Source organism: Lactobacillus psittaci DSM 15354, assembly GCF_000425905.1.
Classification (GTDB): Bacteria; Bacillota; Bacilli; order Lactobacillales; family Lactobacillaceae; genus Lactobacillus; species Lactobacillus psittaci.
Window position 1 is genome coordinate 1 of record NZ_AUEI01000016.1, and the last position, 22,489, is coordinate 22,489.

Sequence of the window (22,489 nt, forward strand, 5' to 3'; positions counted from 1 at the left end):
AAAAGTAAGAGCGCTAAAAAACCATTAGATAAGTTAAAAATAGTATTTTCTACAGCATTCATTCCGTGATAAGTCACAGGTGGAATTGCTAGCAGGATGAAAGTAATGAGTAAAATATATCCAAGTCTTGTCCATAAACTAGTAAGCCTGTTAACAGAAAAGACTACTGGAATATTGATAGAAAATAATAAAACAAGATAAAGGATAAAACCGACTACGTTGGTATGCTTGATAATATCAAAGCTCGAGAATAGTAGCGTCAAAAAATAAAGATTACTAGTAGTTAAAACATATGGTTCGATAAAGTTAGGTAAATGAAATTTTAGTAGTTTAGAAATAAGTAAACCAGCTAAAATAGCTGTTAAAACTAAATTAAAAATATTAATAGAAGGACTATGGATGTACCATAAGCCGAGTTCAATAAAAATTGAAACGATTAATTCTAAAATAATGCATTTATTGGCAACTTGCTTCATAGGTACTCCTCCTTGATACTGAAAATATTTTTCATAAATATATCATAGATAATACCTGGAAAGCAATTGTAAAGTGATAAAATGATTAAATCAAATACCAAAAAATAGTACAAAAAAACCAGATTCCGAAGAACCTGGTTCAAGTTAGTGGGTGGTCAGGGGATCGAACCCTGGACCCACGGATTAAGAGTCCGTTGCTCTGCCAGCTGAGCTAACCACCCATGTCATTAATAAGCAATTTATATTATGCCAAGATGTTTAAGAAAATGCAAGCTTTTTTTGAAAAAAAGTTACTTTTTGGATAAAATTGTAAAAATCAATTATAATGTATGTATCTATAGAAGGAGGCATTTCCGATGCCAAAGAAAATTCTTGTTGTTGACGACGAAAAGCCAATTTCCGATATTATTAAGTTCAACTTAACCAAGGAAGGCTTCGAGGTTGACACTGCATATGATGGTGAAGAAGCCGTCAAAAAAGTAAATGAAATTGATCCTGATTTAATGATTTTGGATTTGATGTTACCAAAAAAGGATGGTTTGGAAGTTGCACGTGAAGTGCGCCAAACTCATGACATGCCAATTATTATGGTAACAGCTAAAGATACTGAAATTGATAAGGTTCTTGGTCTAGAAATGGGTGCTGACGATTACGTAACTAAGCCATTTTCTAACCGTGAATTAGTTGCCAGAGTGAAGGCTAACTTACGTCGCCGTGATATTGTCAAAAAGGCTGAAGAAAGTGTAGACAGTGAAAATAAAGACATCACCATCGGTAATTTAATCATTATGCCTGATGCTTATATTGTTGAAAAGAATGGTCAGAAGATTGAATTAACTCACCGTGAATTTGAACTTTTGCATTATTTAGCTGAACACATGGGTCAAGTTATGACGCGTGAACACTTATTGCAAACTGCATGGGGCTATGACTATTTTGGAGATGTAAGAACTGTTGACGTGACTGTTCACCGTTTACGTGAAAAGATTGAGGATAACCCAATTAAGCCAAAGATTTTGGTAACACGTCGTGGTGTAGGTTATTATGTTAAAAATCCAGATGAAGAATAAATTTTCAAAGCCACTAGCATAGTGGCTTTCTTTGTGTAGTAAGATGAAGAAATTAAAGAATATATTTAACTCTATCAATACCAAAATCGCAATTGTATTCATGCTGATGATTTTGGCGACAATTGAAATAATTGGGGCTTATTTTACCAGACAACTTGAACAAAGTACGGTTGAAAATTTTCAAACTTCAATTCAGATTCCCTCAATTATTACTAGTTCTCTAGCAAATCAATTATCAAAAAATAATAAAACAGCAGATGATCAGCTAAATCAAATTGTAAGTAATTATAACAATAGTACAATTAGTGAAATCATCGTAGTCGATAACAAAGATGTTATTAGGGCAGTTTCTACTTTGAATGATAAAAGTAAGGTTGGCCAACGTGCAACAAATGCAGGAATTAAGCAGGTTACCTCAACAGGGAGACAGATGACCTGGATTACTAATAGTACTAATAATGGTAATTATATGGTTCAAATTAGTCCTTTGACAATTGGAACCGGTGCCAATTCGACTGTAGGAGCAATTTATGTTCGTGCAAGTATGCAGGGAGTATTTGATAACCTGCGTAATATATCCTACATGTTCTTAACCGCTTCTTTTGCGGCATCACTGTTAAGTGCAATCTTGGCACTCTTTATTTCCCGGGCAATAACTAAGCCAATTGAGGAAATGCGTAAACAAGCCTTGCAAGTCGCAGATGGAGATTATTCAGGACAAGTACGGGTTTATTCAAATGACGAGTTAGGCCAACTAGCTGAAGCCTTTAATACCTTGTCAATTAGAGTTGAACGTTCACAGGAGCAATCTGAAAGTGAACGTAGACGTCTAGATAGTGTTTTGTCGCATATGACTGATGGTGTGATTGCGACAGATAGACATGGTAATGTGGTCATCTTAAACCAAATGGCGCTTAACTTTTTAGATATTAAAGAAAAAGATGCTGTTAATAAACCAATCGCTAAGATTTTAGGGTTAGATGAAAGTACCAGTAGTCAAGAATTAATCGGTAATCAGCAAGAAATGATGATTACAGTGAATAAAGCTACTCATAATGAAATGATTTTGCATGCTAACTTTTCATTAATTAGAAGAGTAACGGGCTTTGTTTCAGGGGCGGTTTGTGTTTTGCATGATGTGACTGAGCAACAAAAGAATGAAAATGAACAACGTCAATTCGTTTCTAATGTTTCTCACGAATTGCGGACACCTTTAACTAGCTTGCGTGCTTATATTGAAGCTTTAAACGATGGTGCATGGAAGGATCCTTCAATTGCACCACATTTCTTGCAAGTTACTCAAGAAGAAACTGAGCGAATGATCCGGATGATTAACGACCTCTTGTCATTGTCAAGAATGGATCGTGGTGTTGCTAAGATGGATTTGGAATGGGTTAACTTGAATGACTTTGTTAGCCACGTTTTGAACCGCTTTGATATGATTGTCAAAAAAGATGCTGAAAAAGATGGTAAAACCCATAAGAAATATTCAATCAAGCGTGACCTCAAGCAACAAGATCTTTGGGTTGAAATTGATACTGATAAAATGATGCAAGTAATCGATAATATTATGAATAACGCGATTAAGTACTCTCCTGATGGTGGTGTGATTACTGTTGCCTTGAATCAAACACAAAATCAGGTAGTTTTAAGTATTTCTGATCAAGGGTTAGGAATTCCGCGGAAAGATTTAAGCAAAATCTTTGATCGCTTTTATCGAGTTGATAAAGCTCGTTCTCGTGAACAAGGTGGTACTGGTCTAGGGTTAGCGATTGCTAAAGAAATCGTCGAAGCTCACAAGGGGCACATTTGGGCTGATAGTGCTGAAGGTAAAGGATCTACTTTTTATATTTCATTACCATTTGAACCAATGAGTGAGGAGGATGACTGGGATGAAGTCTAAAAATCATATACTTGATGTTGCTTTACACATTGCAACTATATTAGTAGTTGTTACTTCAGTAGTTTTGTGGATTTTTATTTTGACCAGTGATCGCCGCTTCAGCAGTTTGACCAAACCCAATACTGCAACTAATACACATGTTAGATTGACTAAATCATTAAAAGATGCATATGTACCGACTGAAGTTTTGGGTTATAAAAATAATAAGCTGTACCAATTATATGATTCTGACAAGAACTTACCATTAGTTTTTTCTAGAGAATTTAATAGTTCCGAAATTCAAAAAGTAACGCCTGTATTTAAAAATAAGCGTAAATATAATCAGTATATGAATAATACTCGTTTTCTCCAGTTATCATATCCAGATCAGATTACCTTTGGAATTTTTTCAAATCATATAAAAAAGAGCTATTTAAATTCAGAGTTTAATCGAATTTTTGTGGCAAAAACTAAAAATAAAAATAGAAATATAATTTACGCTGGAAATGATGATACCCGGCAGATGTATGAAATTAAGTTGAAAAAGGCAGACTTCAGCTCTTTGATTAAATATGCTAAAGCTGCTGAAAGTGCTATTCAGGTCAAATTAATTAAAGTTAAAGAAGGCTATGCTATTTCTTATTCTCAAGCTCAAAAAGTTAAAATTTTTAGCTATTTGATTACGAATCAATCTGATTCATACTTTGTTTCCCGTTTATTAGGAACTAGTGGTGTAACTTCAAAAACTATAGGTGATACTACCAGTTATAGCTCTGGTCTTTATGATCACCTAGAAGTGCCTAAAGCTTCAAGTAATAATTATCATAACTACACGTATACTAACTATTACCGTAATACAAAAATTCCTGTTGCAAATGTACGCTTAAGTGATAGTGTTAGCTATGTTCATAAGTTAGGATTGGTTGAACAAGATCTTCGCTTCTTTGATGCTTTTAATAATTCTGTTTATTACACTAACTATATTGAAGGGTACCCCGTCTTTATTAAGACACATGGACCGCAAATTAAAATACATTATGCTGGTGATAATTTAACGATTAAGTTTAACTCCACTAACTTACAAATTCCAATCCCCTTTGATGGACGCACCAGGACTGTTCCCAAAACTGATGATGTCTTTAAAGTATTACAAAATAAGGGAATTCCTAGGAAAGATATTGAGCAAATGACTGTTGGTTTTGAGTTAGTTAGAGACAATGATCATGATAATTTAGTAGATTTAGAGCCTACTTATTACATTAAAATTTATAATCACTGGATGTCACTTTCAGAATGGCAAAATGCCAATTTAGCTAAATATCAGCACAATAAAAATAACGCAACATTGCCATTGAAAGGGGGAAACGAAGTTGGACCATCGAAGAATTGAGTGGTTGTTTTTTGTAATCTTCTTTGCAATTAGTATTTTCTTGGGAATCGAAATTTGGAGAACGCCGATTCAATTAAGTGGTAGTGGAACTAATCCTAGCAAGACTTTGAGTATTAGTGATGAAATTAAGGCAGATAATATTGATTTGCCAAGCCATTTATCTGATGATACTAAGTCTGGTTATTACTTAGCAGCTAGTGACCAAAATTATTTTAAGAATATCAAAGATTTACGCAATATTAACTCATCATATTCTACTAATGATCAAACTTTTTATGCTACCTTGCAAAAGCCAGTAACTCTCAGTAAAGACAGTGACGAAGCCTTGAGTGAAGTTAAGGCCTTCAAAAATAATACTCATTATGTACCGTTTGGTAGTGAATATGAATATGCTTCAGTTTTATCTGATAACAATAATTATGTTTTCGTTCAAAATTCAAAATTTGGACAAGTCTATGATAATTCGGCCCAATTAACGATAAAGGTTAAAAAAAATCAAATTATTGGGTATGAGCAGACTTATTTAGGTAAGCTCTCGAATGTGCGTGAATTGCAATCTACTATTTCTGCTTGGAAGGCAATTCAAAATCTGTATATCTATCGGGAATTAACCAATAATTCCAAAGTATTATGGATTAAACTTGAATATACTCGTTTAACTGAAGTCAGAAAGAGTATAATTTTACTACCAACTTGGGTAGTAGAAATTCAAAACAAAACAAGTAAAACTACGGCCATAAAGCATATTAATGCTTTTACAGGTCAAGTTATTCAAACGAGTTCTTATTCTAATTCAAATAGTTAAGGTGAAGAATGTGAAAGTTTCCGTTTTAGCAAGCGGTTCAACTGGGAATACCAGTTTAATTGAGACTAAGCATCATAAGATTTTAATGGATGCAGGACTTTCTGGTAAAAAAATCAAGGAATTGCTAAGTCAAGTTGGTGTTGATATCAACGAAATTGACTTAGCTTTTTTAAGTCATGATCATTCTGATCATAGTAAAGGGTTAGGAATTTTAATGCGGCGTTATCCAAGATTGAATGCATATGCCAATTCCGGTACCTGGGACTACTTGATTAAAGAAAATAAAATTGGAAAGTTACCAGTTGAACAAATTAATACGATTGAACCTGGTGAAGAAAAAAGTTTTGATGATTTAACTGTCAGAGCTTTTGCGACTAGTCATGATGCGGCCCAGCCACAATATTACGTTTTTAAAAGCGCGGGAAAGAAGATGGCATTTTTGACTGATACAGGTTATGTTTCTAAAAAGGTGATTCAAGTAATTAAAGATTGCGATGCCTATTTAATGGAATATAATTATGACAATCAGATGTTACGAGATGGTCCATATTCTTGGCAATTAAAAGCGAGAATCTTGTCAGATTATGGTCATTTATCAAATGATCAAGCAAGTAGTGTTTTAGGTGAAATTTTATCTAAAAGAACTAAAAGAGTCTATTTGGCGCACCGTTCTCAGCATAATAATAGCTTGGAACTTGCGCATCAAAATTTGGTAAATTATCTCCAGCAACATCAAATTGATTTACCAGATTTAAAAATCATCGATACTTATCCAGATCATCCAACAGAATTGGTAAGTATTTAGCAATTTTTGCATAAAAAGTTCATATAATATTCAAAAAGATTGATTAAAATAGTAATAACAATAAGGGGGTATAAGTATGGTCGAAGAAAATCAAACTCAACAAATGAAGCGACAAGTTGAACAAAAAAGACAAAATAAATTTTTGACAAAAGTAGCTATTGTTGGTGTCGTTGCCGGATTACTTGGTGGGGGTGTTTCTTACTACGGCCTAGAGCAAGTCGCCAATTACACCGGTTCTGCAACTAATCAAGCTAGCATCTCTAGTTCAAGCTCTAAGATTTCTGCTACTAGTGCCAAAAATAGTGGAACTATGACCGCTGCTTACAATAAGGTTAAAGGCGCAGTTGTTTCAGTTATTAACTTGAAGAAAACATCTTCTCAAAAGAGTAGCAGTAGCTTGTTTGACTTGTTTGGCAATAGTGATGACGATTCTTCCTCAAGTTCTAGTTCAAGTAGTAAATATAGCGTTTATTCAGAAGGGTCTGGGGTAGTTTACCTCAAGAGTAATGGCAAAGGCTATATTGTAACCAATAATCACGTAATTAAGGGTGCGAATAAAGTTCAAGTAGTCTTATCAAGTGGTAAGACTGTTGATGCCAAGGTTGTAGGGACTGATTCGACTAGTGACTTAGCAGTTCTTTCAATTGATGCTAGGTATGTAACCCAAACAGCGGAATTTGGTAATTCAAAGAACTTAACTACTGGACAAACTGTAATTGCTGTAGGTTCACCAATGGGTAGTGAATATGCTTCATCGGTAACTCAAGGAATTATTTCAGCCCCAAGTAGAACAATTACTACTTCTTCTAACCAGCAAACCGTAATTCAAACTGATGCGGCAATTAACCCTGGTAACTCTGGTGGTGCCCTTGTTAACTCTGCGGGTCAAGTAATTGGTATTAATTCGATGAAATTATCCCAAACTAGTGATGGTACAAGTGTAGAAGGAATGGGCTTTGCAATTCCTTCTAATGAAGTAGTTACAATCATTAATCAATTAGTCAAATCTGGTAAAGTGACTCGGCCACAATTAGGTGTAAAAGTAATTGCTCTTAATGAGTTAAATAGTGCTTACAAGGAGCAATTAGGAATAAAGACTAATTTGAAAAATGGTATCTATGTAGCAAGCGTCACTAAAAATAGTGCTGCTAGTGCTGCAGGGATGAAGAGTGGCGATATCATTACTAAGGTAAATGGCAAGAGTGTTGATGACGTTGTTTCACTCCACCAAATTTTATATGCTCATAAAGTTGGCGATAAAGTAACTGTTACCGTGAATAGAAATGGTAAGACAATTAATTTAGATGTTACGCTAAAAGCAGATTAAGCCAAGGAATTAACCGGTAAGGTGCGATGTAATGCACTTTACCGGTTTTTTCTTAATAAAAAAACTGTGAAACGGATTTAGGTTCGCTTTTTTAACTTGTCAAGTCACAGAAAAAAAACACAGGCCTGTGGGTAACTGTGGATAAAGCTGTGAATTGTGGATAAAGCAGTAAAAAAGAGAATCTTTTGTGTGGAAAAACTGTTGAAAAGTAGTGAATAAAATCCAGTAAATTTAAGTTAAAACAGCTGTTCACGCTGATATAACAGCATTTATGAGCGATGATTTGTGATTAGACTTTTACACAGCTAAAATGTTAGAAAATAAATTTAAAAATTTTTTTTGAAATTGTGTTCCCGCAAAACGTAGGGAGGAAAACTAGTGAACCCCAATATCTAGAAATCACTTTTCCACACCTGTGGATAATAACTGTGGAATACTTGTAGATTGTGGGGGAAAAAGGGTAGAATAATAGTTATGAATATTAAGATAGTATGTGTTGGAAAACTAAAAGAAAAGTATTTTAAAGATGGTATAGCAGAATATGCCAAAAGATTGAGTCGATTTGCTAAGTTTAAGATTGTCGAAGTTCCTGATGAAAAAGCTCCGGAAAACATGAGTGAAGCTGAACAAGAACATGTTAAGGAAGTGGAAGGAGAAAAAATCCTTAGCAAGATTAAAGATAAAGAATATGTGATTGTGACGGCGATTAAAGGACGCGAGCGTGCTAGTGAAGAATTAGCTAAGGAGATTGCAGACTTGGGTACTTATGGCCATTCTGATATTACCTTTGTAATTGGTGGGAGTTTAGGAACAAGTCCAGCTGTGAATAAAAGAGCTGATGACTTGTTGAGTTTTGGAAAACTAACTATGCCACACCAGTTAATGAGATTAGTATTGACTGAACAAATATATCGGGCCTTCATGATTAATTCAGGGAGTCCATATCATAAGTAGAAAGAAGCTTGATGAAAATCAGGCTTTTTTGTTTGCAAAAGATGAAAAATATATTATAATTATTAAAAATTATATTTAATAGAGGTACATGTCATATGATTGCTTTTAAAAATTTACAGAAGAAGGGAAGTATTTTGATAATTGAAGGGAATTAGAATTATATGGATCAAGATTTACAATTTGATCAAGTAAAAAATAAATTAGCTAGCTATGCTAGAACAAGTGAAGCTAAAAAGCGCATATTAAATATTGAACCGTTAACTAATATTAAAACCGTTGAAGTTCTGTTAACTCAGACTGAAGAAGCGGTAAAATTGCTAAATTTGCGGGAACATATTCCATTTGCAGGTAGTGAAAATATTGAGCACTTACTTAAAAAAGTTGAAAAGGGAATTAGTTTAGATGCAACTGAATTAGAAGCGATTGCTGACTTCTTACGTGTCAATTTATTGATAAAACGATATTTTTATAAAAGAAAAATGTTGGCGCCTAATTTAACGTTGATTGCTAGTGATTTAGTAGAATTAACTAACCTAGAAAATGAAATTTATAGCAAAATTGAGCATGGAATTGTAAGTGACAATGCAGGCTATGACTTAGGCAGACTGCGTAGAAAAAATCTCGAATTAAAAGAAAAAATAAAAAACTACTTGTCAGATTTTCTTAAAAATAAAAATTATGAGCAGTATTTACAAGACTACATTCCCTTTAAAAAAGAAGGACATTGGACGATAGCTGTTAAAGCTAGCTTTAAATCTAAAATTGCAGGTCAGATTATAAGTAAGTCAGCTAATGGAAAAACTTTCTATATTGAACCTGCAAAAGTTAGCAATTTAGTTTCACAAGTACTTGTGATTGAAGGGCAGATAACATTAATTGAAGAACAGATTTTAGGTTTATTAACAGCTAGGATATTTGAAGATTTACAAGCGCTTAGAACTAATCTCGCAATAATTAATGAAATAGACTTCATCTTAGCAAGGGGGCAATTTTCGGTTGAGTTTTCAGCGAAAAGACCACAATTGAATGAAAAGCAAGAATTGGTTTTGCATGAAATACGTCATCCTTTGATACAACATCCAGTTCCGCTTTCGCTAGCTTTAACTAATCAGATAAGAGGACTGATGATAACGGGTCCTAATGCCGGCGGAAAGACTGTCAGTTTAAAAACAGTTGGATTAAGTATCTTGATGACAGAAATTGGTTTATTTTTACCAAGTAGTAAGCCATGCAATATTCCAATTGTTAAAGATATATTTATTAGTATTGGAGATCATCAAAATTTAGATAATTCTTTATCTACTTTTTCTGCCGAAATGACAACCTTAAGTAATATTTTGCAAAAAGCAGGAAAAAGGAGCTTAATTTTACTTGATGAAATTGGTTCAGGAACCGATCCTAATGAAGGAGCCGCGATAGCAATCGCTAGTTTAAGTGAATTAATTAATTCTGGCAGTATAGTTATTGCTACTACTCACTATAGCGCAATAAAGGATTATGCAAATAAGCAAGCTAACTTTATAACTGCATCAATGGATTTTGATTTGACAACTTTACAACCTACATATCGTTTGAAAATGAATGAAGTTGGCGATTCACGTGCTCTCTGGATAGCTGAAAAAGTAGGAATTAATAAAAAAGTAATCACAGAAGCTAAAAAAATATTACAAACTGGTAAATATCCTTTAAAAGCAAGTAAAATTATTTTTCATGAAAAAAATAAAAGTAAATATCATAATGTTTCACTAGCTAAGGGAGATATTGTTTATTTAAGTAATTTAAAGAAAGAAGGTATTTTTTATCAAAAAATTCAGTTTAAGGATGAAATTGAAGTTTTTGTAGATAAAGAATTTGTAACTGTACCGCTGAAACGAGTGAAATTATTGCGACAAGCCAAAAACTTATATCCTGAAGGTTATAATTTGGATTTATTGTTTATCAAAGATTATCAAGATTATAAGTTTAATCGTGATTTAAATCGCGGTTCGAAAAAAGCTTTTAAAACATTAAATAAGCAAAGAGTAACAGGGATAGAGAGTGGAAAATAATGAATGAACTTTTAGCTGTACAAAATATTAAACGCTACTTCAAAGGAAAAAATAAAACAATCTTCAAAGCTATAGATGGAATTAGCTTTATCCTTCATAAAGGTGAGGTGATTTCCTTTGTCGGGCCTAATGGAGCAGGGAAAACTACCTTAATTAGGTCTATTTCAGGGTATTTAGTTCCTACTAATGGCGAAATTGAAATCATGGGCTTAAATTTAGCACAAAAACCTCGAGAGGCACGCCAAAAGATGGGAGTTGTCTTTGGTGGAGATCGCGGATTTTATAACTCAGCTTCTGCCTATGATAATTTGGCCTTTTTTGCAAGGCTACTTAATGTTAAAGAAAAAGACATTAAAAATAATGTCTTGAATGCCTTAGAAATTGTTAACTTACTTGATGTTAAAGATAAGTATGTTGGCTCTTTTTCTAAAGGGATGATGCAAAGATTGCATATTGCTCGCGGATTAGTTAATCAACCTGAAATTCTAATGTTAGATGAGCCGACTGCTGGTTTAGATGTGGAATCTGTTTATACGGTTAGAGAGCTGATTAAAAGTTTAAAAGAAGCAGGTCATGGAATTATTTTAACTAGTCATGATATGGCTGATATTGAAACTTTAGCAGATACAATTCATTTAATTGGTGGGGGAAAACTAGTCTTTAGTGGTAATAATGATCAGATTAAAGAATTTGCTGGAGTTGATGCTAACACTAGCTTAGAAAAAGCCTACTTAGCAATTGCACCTAAGTTGAAGAGGGGGCTGTAAAGATGCTTCGCTTCATTAATTTAGTTAAATTCCAGCTCAAACTGTATGTTAAAAATAGTTATTTTGTTATGTTGGTAATTACAACTACAGCAACAATGGAGTTATATCAGTATTTAGCCCATTATGTGAATCAAACTTATACTGGGCAGGAATGGCTGATTGCTGGAATTATGGGAACCTGGGCTTCTTGTACAACTAGTGCCGGTGCTCTAGCTTATCAAAGATGGCAAGGAACTTTGCCGTATTTATTAAATTCAGGAATTAGCCGCGAGCTAGTTTTACTTGCAACGCTGTCGCCAGCAGCAATTTATGGCTTAGTTGCTTTTCCCTTAGCTGGTGTTTTAGCTTTAGTGTTAGGGATGCCAGTAGCTAATTTAAGTTGGATTCTTGGGCTAGGGATTGTAATTTTATGGCTGACTGCAACAGTTTTGAGTTATTTTATTAGTTTGCTTTTCATCTTAACTCGAAATGCGATGGCCTATGAAGAATTAGTCTTAACTCCCATCTTGCTTTTATCAGGTTTGTTAACAATTCCAAGTTTTGCCTTGCCATATTTGAAACCAGTGCAAATGCTAAGTCCATTGACTTTGCCAATTAAGCTGATATATCAAGAAAAAATAAATTTAGAACTTATTCTTACTTATCTTTTAGTAACTATATTTTTTGTCTATATCTCCAAAATACTAACCGAAGTCGTTATTAAACGAGCCTTCAAAGAAAATAGATTGGGGGTATTCTAATGGAAAATTATAAAGTTACTTTTTCAACAATTGGTGATTTTGAAAATTTGCGAACCATTATTGTTAATTATTTGATTTTGCCAGTTGTGTCCCTTGTCATGTTTTTATTGATTATTTATGGTACTGAACAAGACTTTCGTCGAGTGTTAATTGGAAGTTTAGTTACAACAGCAATCATTACGATGATTGGGATTATTACCGGTTCATATTGTTATGACCAAAATGTTGGTACTAGTGAAGAAATTATTTCCATTAAGCCCAAGTTTAGCCAGTATTGGTTACCCAAGATTATGATTGCTAGTGTAGCTGCAGCAGTAGAGCTATTAGTGTTAGCCTTTATTGCTTTAACTAGTATGGGGATGTTAGCTTATGCAGGAAAATTGGCTAGTGCATTTTTAATTATGATTGTTTTTGCTAGTTTGTTAGCTTATATATGTGCGCTTGCCGGTGATCAAAAAGAAAATCCATATTGGCTAACTAATATTGCAACTGCTAGTTTGGTACTTGTAGCTGGAGTGATTATTCCTGTGAGTCAGTATCCAACTTGGCTAAGGGTAGTAGCAGAAGTCTTTCCTGTTAGTGATTTACTTGATTGGATTTTAGTTGGGAGTTGTTTTAATCAGGCTTTGGCAGTTACGCTTTTTAAGCTGGGATTTTGGTTTATTTTAGCTGGTGGGATGCGACTTTATCATAATTGGTATGTAAGAAAGCAGTAGAGACTAGATAAAAAAGGTAAGAGATTTGGATAATAAGAGCGGATATTAAAAATATTAATTTTAATGCTATAACATCTACAATTTCTTGGAATGCTTCAGAATGGAGAGTAAGCAATGATTATTAGCGCAAAAGATATTGTCAAGAGATATCGTAAGATTGAGTCTAAAGGCCTTTTTAAAAAGAAATATCATGAAGTTTTAGCTGTCAATAATATTAATTTAGATATTAAGCTGAATGAACATATCGGCTTAGTTGGTTTGAATGGATCAGGTAAATCCACTTTAATTAAAATGATTTTAGGTATCTTGAAACCAAGTCAAGGTGAAATTACAACTTTTGGCCGTGATCCAATTAAATACCGCCAAGAAAATGCGATGAAAATTGGAATCGTTTTTGGTCAAAGAAGTCAATTAAGATGGGATTTACCACCCATGGATACCTTTTTATTAAATCGAGAAATTTATAAAATTCCGCAAGCTGTGTTTGAAGAAAGACTTGCAAAATTAGTTAAGTTACTGGATGCTGAAGAATTCTTACATCAACCAGTTAGAACACTAAGCTTGGGACAGAGAATGAAAGCAGAAATTATTGCTGCCTTAATTCATAATCCGGATTTGATTATCTTAGATGAACCAACAATTGGGTTAGATATTGTAACGAAAAATAGTATTGTGAAGTTTTTGAATACTTTGCATGATAAAACGATTATCTTCACTTCACATGATTTAGATGAAGTTGAAAAAGTCTGCTCAAGAGTTGTCATCTTAAATAAGGGTGTAAAGGTCTTTGATGAAGGCGTGAAGGCCTTAGAAGATACAGATGCACCGACAACAATCGAATTTTCTAGCCCAGATAGTTTCGAAAAAATCTCACAAATAATTAAAAATATTCAAGTCGTTTCCAAAGAACGCTATAAAGTTGAAAACATAAAAAAGGATGATGTAAAAGGAATTCTTAGCTTAATTACGCAAAAGATTAATATTGAGCATATTGAAGTTAAGCGCTTGAAATTAGAGTATTTATTGGAACAAATAGCCAAACGAGGTACTATTCATGAAAGCTAGAATGATGTTAATGCGGACAGGTATGAAAAAAGGCTTTTCTTCTAAATATGCTTTGATGTTTTATTTGGTTTCAGCCCTAATTACAATTACGGTGCAGTACTTTTTATGGAAAGCAGTTTTAATAGGAAAACCAGATGTCGTTTTCAAACAAACTATTAGTTATTTGGTTTTGATGCAATTTATGAGTCTTATCTTTCCAAAGAGTAGCTATGATTTAAATGATGAAGTGCAGTCAGGAGATATTTCTCTGACTTTGCTTAAACCCATGTCTTTATCAACCAAACTATTCTGGGAAGGCGTAGGCTTCTCAATTGCAAAAATAATTGTGATTGGCTTTGTAGAAATTATTATCTACTTCTTATTAACACCAACGGTTTTCACTATATTTAGTCTATTGATGGTGTTAATCACGATGATTTTAGCTTATATTTTATATTTTGAACTTGAGCTAATTTTAGGAGCATTTTCTTTTTATACTTATAGCATTTGGGGCATAACCACCTTAAAATCAGCTATTTTGCTAATCTTTTCAGGAAATTTATTCCCCTTAAATTATTATCCAGCAATCATTAGAAAAATTGCGGAAGTCTTACCGTTTCAGTATTCTTTTGGTTCAGTAGGGATGGTAATCGAAAATAATAATTGGGGCAATTTTTGGAATGTAATTACCATGCAACTTATTTATATTGTGATTTTTCGCATTGTCTATAAGTTAATGATGAAGCATTCAATTAAATCAATCGTTATCCAGGGAGGTTAGAGCAATGAGGTATTTAAAATTAGCTAAGGCATATTTAAAAATTAATCTAAAGTCTCTGGCCGTTTATGACCTTGATTTCTATTTTGGAATTTTTGGTATGATGATTCAAAATGTGTTGAATTTAGTTGCTTTGAGCTTCCTATTTAACATTGTTCCCAAAATTAAAGGCTTTACCTATGATGATTTGCTTTTAACTTATTCACTATCTACCTTTTCTTTTTCTATCTTTCGCTGCTTCTTTATCAATACTTTGAATTTAGCGGAATTTATTAATAAGGGAAATTTAGATACGATTTTGGTTAAACCCATTAATCCTTTATTCCAATTAATTAATCAAAGAGCTGATGAAGATGCTTGGGGAGATTTATTAGTATCTTTTGTATTATTGATTACAGTTAGTCTCAAACTTCATTATGCTTGGTATATTATTTTGATGCTGATCTTTATCTCATTTTTTACCTCGCTGATTTTTATGAGCATTGCTTTACTAGGAAATGTTGTTTCGCTATTTTCAAATGGATTATCAGATTTAGCAGAAATAACTTTTGACTTATTTGAATTAAGTAAGTATCCATTAGCAATTTATTCAGCACCATTAAAAATTATTTTAACTTTTATTCTTCCAGTTGGTTGGGTGGCTTCATTTCCATTAGAAAGAGTCGCAACCTACCATGAAATGTATTGGGTATTGATAATTCCTTTAATTTCAATTGTTTATTTTGTTATTATTTATAAACTTTGGAACATTTTTATCAATAACTATCAAAGTACGGGTAGTTAAAGTTTAAACAAACTATCAACAGAAAAATTATAGAGCCAAAAATAGCGGTTGAGAATAATCTCACCGCTTTTTTATTTCCCTGAATAAAATCCTCTGTTTTTTCGTATTTTATATTGTACGCAAAAATTAGGAGGAAAAGAGATGTTAGATGATAACAAATTCTATGGCTTCACAAATGATGAAATCTTTGGCAGTATTATGCAAAATAAACGTTTTTGTAAGGCGATTATTCAAGCTGCGCTGCCGGATGTAAATGTGGTTTCAGTTGAAAGTATCGATGCCCAAAAAGAATTGGGTACTAAGAGTGATAAATCGAGTAAGTCAGTTCGTCTTGATATCGCAGTCAAAGACCAAGCAGGGAACTTCTACGATGTCGAGGTGCAAGTAAACAATAATCACGACATTGGGCCAAGGATGCGATATTATCAGTCGTCAATGGATAGAGATACTTTGGATCGAGGCGAGCCGTATACTTCGCTATCGCGCACTTATCTGATATTCTTATGTGCATTTGATCCGTTTGGCAGGAAAAAGCTACGGTATAGTTTTCACTTGTATGATGATGAAGATAAGAGCATTCAGCTGCAAAATAATGCTGAAAATATTATTATCAATTCTAAAGGTAGCGGAAGCTATGACGCCAATTTGTTAAATCTCCAAAAGTTGATGAACGATGATAAAATAGAGTCAACAGGAGTTTTTAAAGAAATTCAAACACAAATACAAGAGTATAACGATGATCCAAAAAGGAGAAATCTTATGAGAACAGCAGAACTACGAATGAAAGAAGAGACTGCAGTAGCAGAAAAACGTGGCGTTGAGAAGGGTATTGAATTAGGAACCAAGCAAGAAGCACGGAGAAAAGATCAGAATACGGTAAAAGTATTAACTGCTACAATCCAAGACTTGCGTCCAGAGATTAATGAATCAGACTTGTTTAAGCAAATAAAGAGATCAGTTGGTCCAGACTTCGACCTCAGTGAATCAGATATTAGAGAAATAATCCATCAAAATCTGAAGTAAGCTACGAAGAGAAATCTTATGAGAACAGCAGAACTACGAATGAAGGAAGAAACTGCTGTAGCCAGTTCCTTATGTACCTATTCAATTTTATAAGTTATAAAAAGTGATATAATTTTTGATATAACTTAATAAAGAGTAGGGGTAAAAATGAAAAGTAAAAAGGGTGTATATGCAATAATTGCAACAATAATTGTAATCATTGCTGCAATTTTATTTGGAGTAAATAATAGCCATAAAAGTTCTGTAGCAAGTCATAAGGATGTTGCTAAGACAAGTATTTCAAGTAAGAAGAAAGCTAAGCATGCTAAGAAAAAAGCTACTAAGGTTTCTGCTAAGAAACAAAGTAGTTCAGCTAGCTCTGCTACTCCACAAAAGAATAACAATGATACAGGTGCAGATCCTAAGTATGGTAGCTTGGGATATGTGAATGTACCTAAAGAATTTATTGGTACTTGGTATGGTGGAGATTACAATAGTTCAGATATTAGTACCGTAACGATTACCGCTAAAACAATTAATGGCAATCCAATGTTTAAACAAGATGAAAATTATCGGAATAAGATGAATGAAGAAAATTCTGATAATAGTCAAGTTGATCCTCATACAGCTAATTGGTTAGCAGCTGTAGCAGGACCTGCTAGTGGAAATTCAGATGCTTATCTTTCTACAGTCCCTTGGACTGGCTTGATTTCAGGTAGTGATAATTGGAGAATTCATGACGAAAATGGAATGAAGATTCTTCTTTGGTCACACGGTGGTGATAATTTTGTTACAAGTGTTTACTATAAGACACCAGAATTAGCTAAAAAGTACGCAGAACATCAATTTGATGATTTAAATTATATGTAAAAACTAAGGTCAAAATAACTAAAAACCACTAATACACTAAAAATAAATAAAATTCCTCCAAACCAGAGGTAATCACTGAAGCGGACTTGCACAACTTGCAAGATGCTTCTTTTTTTATCTTCACTAAAGCCATGAGATACCATTGCTTGAGCAAGCATCTCGGAATTAGCTAAAGCAGCAAGTAGCGCCTTGAAATAAAGTTTTGGTGAAAAAAGTGAAAGTGGCGATTGTCTCATCAAACCAGCATATCTAATTTGCCTAATTTGGTGTTTCATCTTAGGCAAAATATTAACCGCAGCCAAAAAGCCGTAAGCAAATTTAGCAGGTAGGTGGAGATTTTGTTCAAATGATCTGGCAAGAGTAGTCATATCGGTTGTTAAAGTTAAAGCTGCTCCGGTAAAGACGTAGACATAAATTCTGCTAGCTAAGCTAGTGGCATCATAGATGGAGCTTTTACTAAAGTACCCAACCGTAACGAAAACGGAAATCGCAGCTAAGGCAGGATAAAGTAAAAGCTTGAAAAATTGGCTTAACTGTAAGCGATACTTTACTAAATAAATAAAGCAAGCGAAGATAACAATTAAGTTTAATTCAACTGAGTTAGTTGCTGATATAACTAGCGCAATAATTAATAAAAGTAAGAATTTAAAACTAGGATTCAAGACTTTCACCTCCATTTTGGATATAAGTTAAATCTTTTTTAGCTAAAACTAAATGGTAGTCACAAATTGGTGCAAGTTCAGAAATTTGGTGACTAATAATTACAAAGGTTTGCTTTGTTTGTTTTTGCACCTCAGCTAGTAAATTAATAATGATTGCTCGCGAAGAAGAATCAAGCCCAGCAAGAGGTTCATCTAAGAGCAAGACCTCATGATTACTTAAGAGCATTAATAGAATTTGCAGCTTCTTTTTTTGACCACCAGATAAGGTATAGACGCTATGATTTAATAACTTGTTTAATCCTAATGTGTCTAAAACTTCAGTTAATTTTTCTGGAGTAAAATAAGGATTTACTTGTGCTTTTTGACTTAAAGCCAGCTCTTCTTTGACAGTAATTTCTAAGAACTGATTGTTAGTTTCTTGAAAGACTTGAGCAACATGTGACAAATAATGCTTTAAGCGCCATTTTTTAACTTCTTTTGTTTGGTAAGTTAAGTTTCCAGTGTAGGGATGCATTTTAGTTAAAGTCTTAAATAAGGTAGTTTTGCCTGCTCCATTTTCTCCTGTAAGTAAGGTGATTTTTCCTTGATAGATAGCTTGATTCGATACTTCAATTAAAGGAAGCTTGTGTTTAATAACGGTATTGGAAAAAGTAAAGAGTGAATTTTGCTCTTTAGGTAAGGCAAAATTCGCATTAATGGGTTGCTTTAAGTGATGAAATAAACTAGCTCTTTCATTACTAGTTAAGTGATGGAGCTGCTTATTTTCAAATAGCCAAATTTCGGCTGCTAGAGTTTCATAATCTGGTAAATCGTGGTCAACAATAATCACAGTTTTTCCAGCTTTAACTAATTGTTTTAGTTTAAGTAAGATGCTTTTTCTGCTAGCTAAGTCACAGCTTGCAAAAGGCTCATCAAGTAAAAGTAAGTCACTGTCCATTGCTAATAAAATAGCTAAAGCAACTTTTTGCTTTTCGCCACCTGAAAGCTGATTTAGCGGTCGTTTAAGTAACGAAGTGATACCAGTAAATTGAGCTGATTCTGTGATTTTATTTTTATAAGTTTCACGTGAAACGCCGATATTTTCCAATGTGAAAATCAACTCATCATAAGCTGTAGGTAGAGCAAATTGAAGTTCAGGATCTTGAAACATCATACTGGCTTTTAAATTAGTTGTGATATTGCCACTAAGCTTTCCACCAAATTTAGGTAATAAGCCAGCTATAATTTTGAGTAACGTTGATTTACCAGCTCCATTTTCACCGATTAATAGATGGAGTTTGTCAGGAGTAAAATTCGCAGATAGATTCTTGATAATTACTTGCTCATCATAAGCAAAGTTTAAATCTGATATAGAAATTGATTGCAAAAGAAAAACCACCTTCCTAGAGGTGGCATTAGTAATCACAAGTCATTTTCCCTTCACTAGCATTACCTAGACCAGGTTCAATGGGTATCATCTCAGCCTAACGGCACCCCTAAACGTCTTGATTATATATAAAAATACTGTCAGTGTCTATTCAATTGTTTACGAACGTTGTATAGTTAATTAAAACACGTTGAAAAGAGAGTTAGTATGGACAAGAAAAGAACAATTATTGTCACCATGGCTTTGCTATTATCTAATGCAATGTCAGGACTAGACAATACTATTATTAATACTGCCCTGCCCCGAATCATTGCAGATCTTAAGGGGATAGAATATATGGGCTGGATGGTTAGTGTATTTTTGCTGGGAACAGCCGTTGCAACCCCACTTTGGAGCAAACTAGGTGAACGGACTAGTAATAAAATTGCCTACCAACTAGCAGCATCTACCTTTTTATTAGGTGCCTTATTTCAAGGACTAGCTCCTAATATGTTTGTCTTATTGTTAGCACGTTTAATTTGTGGTTTGGGTAATGGAGGAATGGTTTCAATTCCTTATATTATTTATTCTGATTTATATCCCAATCCTGCTAAGAGAATGAGAACTTTAGGGCTAGTTAGTGCTTTTTATTCTTCAGCTACTATCATGGGACCGATGTTAGGTGGCTGGATAGTTGATACTTTGTCATGGCGGTGGGTATTTTATTTAAATATCCCAGTAGCCTTAATTTCAATTGTTTTGGTACAGATCTTCTTTATTGATCAAAAACATCATAAGAATCAGTCTAAAGTTGATTTAGGTGGAGCGCTAACTCTGACCGCTGGTTTGATTGTAATGTTAATTGGAATTGACTTAATTGGCGCTTCAAGTCTCGGAACTTTATTTGTTCTATTTGCGGCAGCCCTAATTTTCTTTGGACTTCTAATTATTATTGAAAAAAGAGCAGAAGACCCGGTTATTCCAGGAAGACTCTTTAAGAATTTAGATTTAAATATCGATTTTGCTTTATTTGTTTTAATTTGGGCAGCAATGATGGCCTTTAGTGTTTATGCGCCTATGTGGGCTCAAGGCTTGCTTGCTACTAGCGCTTTTATTGGAGGTGCTACCCAAATACCAGGTGCTTTTACTGATTTATGTGCTTCACTTTCAGTGGCTAAGATGCGAGAACACTGGAGTGCTGGTCAAGTAGTCTTAATTGGTATCGGCTCATTACTTATTGGTTATATCATTATGATGATGGGACCAATTTCAATGCCATATTTACTAATTATAGTAGCGGGAATGTTTCAAGGTGTTGGTAATGGGATTGTTTTTAACGAATTACAAGTTAAAGTGCAACAGGATGTTGAGAAAAAAGATGTTCCAGTTGCTACTTCATTCTCATTCTTAATTAGAATGATTGCTTCTGCAGTAGCTGCTAGTGTCTTTGGCTTAATTATGAATTCAGCCTTGTTCAGAGGGGTAAAAAGTAGTCATGGCAAAATTAGTATTAACATGCTAAATCACTTGTCTGATGCAAAAACTAATATGAATTTACCCCACGATTTATTACCACAAATGCGGGCAATTTTATATCAGGGAATTCATGAAATTATGATTGTCGCAGCAATTTTAATCATTGCTTCACTCGGAATTGGAATTTATGCTCGTAAACGTGAAAAAAGAAGCATCTAAACCTATGTATTGATAATAATTTTGTATAATAAAAGTAGGTGGTGATTAAAATGGCAATTTTAGCTTTAGGCGAATATTTAAAAGGCATGTTAAAAAGAGCAGATGATAAAAATGAAATTAGGTTAAAATCTAAGAATGCCGGAAATGATTTTGCAATTTATCTTGAAAATCATAATGGTGGAATTCATCGCTATTTGTCACAGGGAATTTGGTTATTCCTAGAAAACGGGACTGCAAGTGTAAATGTAAATAAACAGGTTATCAATTTAAATCGTGGAAACATTCTCTATCTTAAGCCCGGTATTGAGTTTGAAATTATGGATCAAACAGCTGAAACTTTGATTATCAAATTAGCTGTTAACCATATTTTTAATCCGGAAAATAAGTTGAAACAACTCCCGACAACAGCTGATGCTGAAGCTAAAATTATTCATGAAGTTCAATCACTTTTACAAAATAATGGATATTTATTGATTAAAACCACAAGATTGATGAAAGAGAGTCAATTGATAGACTTGATTTGCAATGAATATCTGAATTCAGATTTATTTATGAGAGAAATCATCATAGCTAATTTTTCGATTTTACTAGCTTCATGCTTGAGAATGGAATCGTTCAACCGACAAACTAATAAAAGAAATCAACTTGCTGGAACTGAGCTAGATCAATATATTGATATGCACTTTGCAGATATTAACTTGAAAGGTGCAGCTGAATATTTTGGCTTTAATACTAATTATTTTTCAAGTATTGTTAAACAAAAAACTGGGAAGAGCTTTGTGGAGCATGTTGATGAAAGAAGAATGCAAGAAGCTAAGAGACTATTAGCTCAGCCTAATTTATCTTTGCAAGATATTGTAACTAGAGTAGGTTATTCAAGCAAATCTTTCTTTTACAAGAAATTTAACCAGTATTATGGCACAACTCCAGCTATGATGAGAGAAGAGCTATTTAGACAAGCAAATATTAATTTGAAATAGGACCAAGAGTCCTTTTTATTTTGCAGAAAATTATGGCATTTATTTTCGTATTTATAAATATAAGGAAAAATATAGGAGGAAAGTAAATGCTAGAAGACCAAAAATATTATGGCTTTACAAATGACGAAATTTTTGGCAGTATTATGCAAAATAAACGTTTTTGTAAAGCGATTATTCAAGCTGCGCTGCCGAATGTGAATGTGGTGTCAGTTGAAAGTATTGATGCGCAAAAAGAGCTTGGGACAAAGAGTGACAAGCGAAGTAAGTCTGTCAGGCTCGATATTGCAGTCAAAGACCAAGCAGGGAACTTGTACGACGTCGAGATGCAGGTAAATAATAATCATGATAT

21 protein-coding genes, 1 tRNA gene, 1 pseudogene and 1 riboswitch are annotated in these 22,489 nt (G+C 33.7%); of the genes and pseudogenes, 19 read left to right on the plus strand and 4 right to left on the minus strand.

Annotation, left to right across the window (positions count from 1 at the left end):
- Together H628_RS07265 and H628_RS0103990 are read right to left on the minus strand one after the other, a co-directional pair.
- The coding region (locus tag H628_RS07265) for a hypothetical protein (RefSeq protein WP_034538275.1) at window positions 1–476 on the minus strand (476 nt) is incomplete at its 3' end.
- A 148-nt stretch (window positions 477–624) separates the two neighbouring features.
- Window positions 625–697: transfer RNA gene (locus H628_RS0103990), tRNA-Lys, on the minus strand.
- 135 nt (window positions 698–832) lie between these two features.
- Here H628_RS0103990 and yycF point away from each other — a divergent pair.
- The 16 genes from yycF (at window position 833) to H628_RS0104070 (ending at window position 17,458) form a co-directional block, all read left to right on the plus strand.
- Entirely contained in the window at window positions 833–1,546 is a 714-nt protein-coding gene (yycF, locus tag H628_RS0103995; protein ID WP_027825310.1) for a response regulator YycF, read from the plus strand.
- Between the two features lie 43 nt (window positions 1,547–1,589).
- Entirely contained in the window at window positions 1,590–3,449 is a 1,860-nt protein-coding gene (gene walK, locus H628_RS0104000) for a cell wall metabolism sensor histidine kinase WalK (RefSeq protein ID WP_027825311.1), read from the plus strand.
- The gene (locus tag H628_RS0104005) at window positions 3,439–4,818 is read left to right on the plus strand and encodes a hypothetical protein (protein WP_027825312.1); all 1,380 of its coding nucleotides are present in this window, start codon (window positions 3,439–3,441) and stop codon (window positions 4,816–4,818) included. The genes walK and H628_RS0104005 overlap by 11 nt, the downstream gene beginning before the upstream one ends.
- A complete protein-coding gene (locus H628_RS0104010; protein WP_027825313.1) occupies window positions 4,799–5,623 on the plus strand; it encodes a two-component system regulatory protein YycI in 825 nt (274 codons plus the stop codon). The genes H628_RS0104005 and H628_RS0104010 overlap by 20 nt, the downstream gene beginning before the upstream one ends.
- A gap of 10 nt (window positions 5,624–5,633) precedes the next feature.
- Window positions 5,634–6,428, plus strand: a complete 795-nt coding sequence (locus H628_RS0104015) for an MBL fold metallo-hydrolase (protein ID WP_027825314.1) — start codon at window positions 5,634–5,636, stop codon at window positions 6,426–6,428.
- A 76-nt stretch (window positions 6,429–6,504) separates the two neighbouring features.
- A complete protein-coding gene (locus H628_RS0104020; RefSeq protein ID WP_027825315.1) occupies window positions 6,505–7,755 on the plus strand; it encodes a S1C family serine protease in 1,251 nt (416 codons plus the stop codon).
- 474 nt (window positions 7,756–8,229) lie between these two features.
- Window positions 8,230–8,709 (plus strand): 23S rRNA (pseudouridine(1915)-N(3))-methyltransferase RlmH, encoded by a 480-nt coding sequence (gene rlmH / locus H628_RS0104025; protein ID WP_006587545.1) that lies wholly within the window; start codon window positions 8,230–8,232, stop codon window positions 8,707–8,709.
- A gap of 161 nt (window positions 8,710–8,870) precedes the next feature.
- On the plus strand, window positions 8,871–10,757 hold the full coding sequence (locus tag H628_RS0104030; RefSeq protein WP_027825316.1) for an endonuclease MutS2: 1,887 nt from the start codon (window positions 8,871–8,873) through the stop codon (window positions 10,755–10,757).
- On the plus strand, window positions 10,757–11,524 hold the full coding sequence (locus H628_RS0104035) for an ABC transporter ATP-binding protein (protein ID WP_027825317.1): 768 nt from the start codon (window positions 10,757–10,759) through the stop codon (window positions 11,522–11,524). Before H628_RS0104030 ends, H628_RS0104035 begins: the two co-directional genes overlap by 1 nt.
- 2 nt (window positions 11,525–11,526) lie before the next feature.
- Window positions 11,527–12,264 carry an ABC transporter permease gene (locus H628_RS0104040; protein ID WP_027825318.1) on the plus strand — a complete coding sequence of 246 codons (738 nt, stop codon included), beginning with the start codon at window positions 11,527–11,529 and terminating at the stop codon, window positions 12,262–12,264.
- Entirely contained in the window at window positions 12,264–12,980 is a 717-nt protein-coding gene (locus H628_RS0104045) for an ABC transporter permease (protein ID WP_027825319.1), read from the plus strand. Before H628_RS0104040 ends, H628_RS0104045 begins: the two co-directional genes overlap by 1 nt.
- Before the next feature lie 114 nt (window positions 12,981–13,094).
- Window positions 13,095–14,045 carry an ABC transporter ATP-binding protein gene (locus tag H628_RS0104050; RefSeq protein ID WP_027825320.1) on the plus strand — a complete coding sequence of 317 codons (951 nt, stop codon included), beginning with the start codon at window positions 13,095–13,097 and terminating at the stop codon, window positions 14,043–14,045.
- Window positions 14,035–14,805 (plus strand): ABC transporter permease, encoded by a 771-nt coding sequence (locus H628_RS0104055; RefSeq protein ID WP_027825321.1) that lies wholly within the window; start codon window positions 14,035–14,037, stop codon window positions 14,803–14,805. Before H628_RS0104050 ends, H628_RS0104055 begins: the two co-directional genes overlap by 11 nt.
- Before the next feature lie 4 nt (window positions 14,806–14,809).
- Window positions 14,810–15,586 carry an ABC transporter permease gene (locus H628_RS0104060; RefSeq protein WP_027825322.1) on the plus strand — a complete coding sequence of 259 codons (777 nt, stop codon included), beginning with the start codon at window positions 14,810–14,812 and terminating at the stop codon, window positions 15,584–15,586.
- Window positions 15,587–15,727: 141 nt separating this feature from the next.
- Window positions 15,728–16,609, plus strand: a complete 882-nt coding sequence (locus H628_RS0104065) for an Rpn family recombination-promoting nuclease/putative transposase (protein WP_027825323.1) — start codon at window positions 15,728–15,730, stop codon at window positions 16,607–16,609.
- Between the two features lie 147 nt (window positions 16,610–16,756).
- Window positions 16,757–17,458 (plus strand): hypothetical protein, encoded by a 702-nt coding sequence (locus H628_RS0104070; protein ID WP_027825324.1) that lies wholly within the window; start codon window positions 16,757–16,759, stop codon window positions 17,456–17,458.
- On the opposite strand, the gene H628_RS0104075 is transcribed toward H628_RS0104070, so the two are convergent.
- Window positions 17,449–18,120 carry a CbiQ family ECF transporter T component gene (locus tag H628_RS0104075; protein WP_027825325.1) on the minus strand — a complete coding sequence of 224 codons (672 nt, stop codon included), beginning with the start codon at window positions 18,118–18,120 and terminating at the stop codon, window positions 17,449–17,451. The two genes, H628_RS0104070 and H628_RS0104075, sit on opposite strands and share 10 nt — an antisense overlap.
- A complete protein-coding gene (locus H628_RS0104080) occupies window positions 18,110–19,486 on the minus strand; it encodes an ABC transporter ATP-binding protein (protein WP_027825326.1) in 1,377 nt (458 codons plus the stop codon). Before H628_RS0104080 ends, H628_RS0104075 begins: the two co-directional genes overlap by 11 nt.
- A gap of 31 nt (window positions 19,487–19,517) precedes the next feature.
- Window positions 19,518–19,607: riboswitch (TPP riboswitch) on the minus strand.
- A gap of 86 nt (window positions 19,608–19,693) precedes the next feature.
- Between H628_RS0104080 and H628_RS0104085 the strand changes: the two genes are divergently transcribed.
- From H628_RS0104085 to H628_RS07270, 3 genes and pseudogenes are all read left to right on the plus strand, one after another.
- Window positions 19,694–21,160 (plus strand): MFS transporter, encoded by a 1,467-nt coding sequence (locus H628_RS0104085; protein ID WP_027825327.1) that lies wholly within the window; start codon window positions 19,694–19,696, stop codon window positions 21,158–21,160.
- Window positions 21,161–21,210: 50 nt separating this feature from the next.
- Entirely contained in the window at window positions 21,211–22,140 is a 930-nt protein-coding gene (locus H628_RS0104090; RefSeq protein WP_027825328.1) for a helix-turn-helix transcriptional regulator, read from the plus strand.
- Between the two features lie 86 nt (window positions 22,141–22,226).
- A pseudogene (locus H628_RS07270) lies at window positions 22,227–22,489 on the plus strand (Rpn family recombination-promoting nuclease/putative transposase); the annotation flags it as partial.